This is a genomic window from Falsiroseomonas sp. HC035 (assembly GCF_050563525.1).
GTDB lineage: Bacteria > Pseudomonadota > Alphaproteobacteria > Acetobacterales > Acetobacteraceae > Falsiroseomonas.
On sequence record NZ_JBNXUN010000063.1, the window covers coordinates 1 to 1,374 of the forward strand.

Here is a 1,374-nt window from a genome sequence, read left to right on the forward strand (position 1 = left end):
GGTCGTGTCCCAGTGCGTGGTGTAGGAGCGATGGCTCCTGGCCGGTCTGGGCCGCTGCTCAGGCTGGCACGGCGGACAGCCTGAGGTGGCCAGTGTCGCTGACGGCGGCGACGGTTTCCAGCGTCATGTAGCGGGAGCGCTGGGTGGCCCACTCGTCGGACTGCTCCAGCAGAATGGCGCCCACCAGCCGCACGACTGCTGACTCATTGGGAAAGATGCCCACCACGTCGGTGCGGCGCTTGATCTCGCTGTTGAGACGCTCAATGGAGTTGGTGCTGTGTAGCTTCGTTCGGTGCGCGGCCGGGAAGTGCATGTAGGCCAAGACGTCCTCCTCGGCGCTGTCCATGAGCGCGGCGAGCTTCGGCACCTTGGGGCGCAGCTGGTCGGCCACCGTGCGCCACTGGCGCTTGGCCCCTTCGGCGTCTGGCTCGGCATAGGCGGTGCCGATCCAGGCCGAGACGATGCGCCGCTGCGCCTTGCCCGCGTGGGCGAGCGCGTTGCGGGCGAAGTGGACCCGGCATCGCTGCCACGTGGCCCGCAGCACCTTGGTGACCGCTGTCTTCAGGCCTTCGTGCGCATCGGAGACAACGAGCTTCACCCCGCGCAACCCCCGCCGGGCCAGGCTGCGCAGGAAGTCCAGCCAGAAGGGCTCGGCCTCGGAGCTGCCAACCGCCATGCCGAGGACCTCACGGCGCCCGTCAGCGTTCACCCCCACCGCGATGGTGACGGCCACGGGGACAATGCGCCCGGCCTCGCGCACCTTCACGTAGGTGGCGTCCAGCCACAGATACGGCCAGTCGCCCTCGATGGGCCGTGCGAGGAAGTCCCGCACCCTCTCGTCGATCTCGGCGCACAGCCGGCTGACCTGGCTTTTGCTGATCCCCTCCATGCCCATGGCCCGCACCAAGTCGTCCACCGAGCGCGTGGAGATGCCTTGCACGTAGGCCTCCTGGATCACGGCGGTGAGCGCCTTCTCCGCCGTGCGCCGGGGCTCGAGGAAGGCCGGGAAGTAGCTGCCGCGCCGGAGCTTGGGGATGCGCAACTCGACCGTGCCCGCCCGGGTCTGCCAGTCCCGCTCGCGGTAGCCGTTGCGCTGCACCAGCCGGTCGGGGCTGCGCTCGCCATGGGCGGCACCGGTCACCTCGCCCACTTCCAGCTCCATCAAGCGCTGGGCGGCAAAACCAATCATCTCCCGCAGGAAGGAGGTGTCGGCGGACTTCTCCAACAGGTCCCGAAGGGCCATCGTCTCGTCGGTCATCGCGGTCAGTTCCAGGTCAGGGGTTGAGGTCCAGCAACCCAACCCTAACCAGGTTCACCGCGGTGACCGCCTCACTTCCGGCAGTCAGGTCCTACACCACCAGCCGGGACATGACC

General features: G+C 68.6%; 1 protein-coding gene. It reads right to left on the reverse strand.

The window, feature by feature from the left end; all coding sequences use genetic code 11:
• Positions 1 to 58 precede the first annotated feature (58 nt).
• Positions 59 to 1,258: an IS256 family transposase gene (locus ACLF3G_RS29430; protein ID WP_430672928.1), complete on the reverse strand. Its 1,200-nt coding sequence runs from the start codon at positions 1,256 to 1,258 to the stop codon at positions 59 to 61.
• Positions 1,259 to 1,374: the final 116 nt, after the last annotated feature.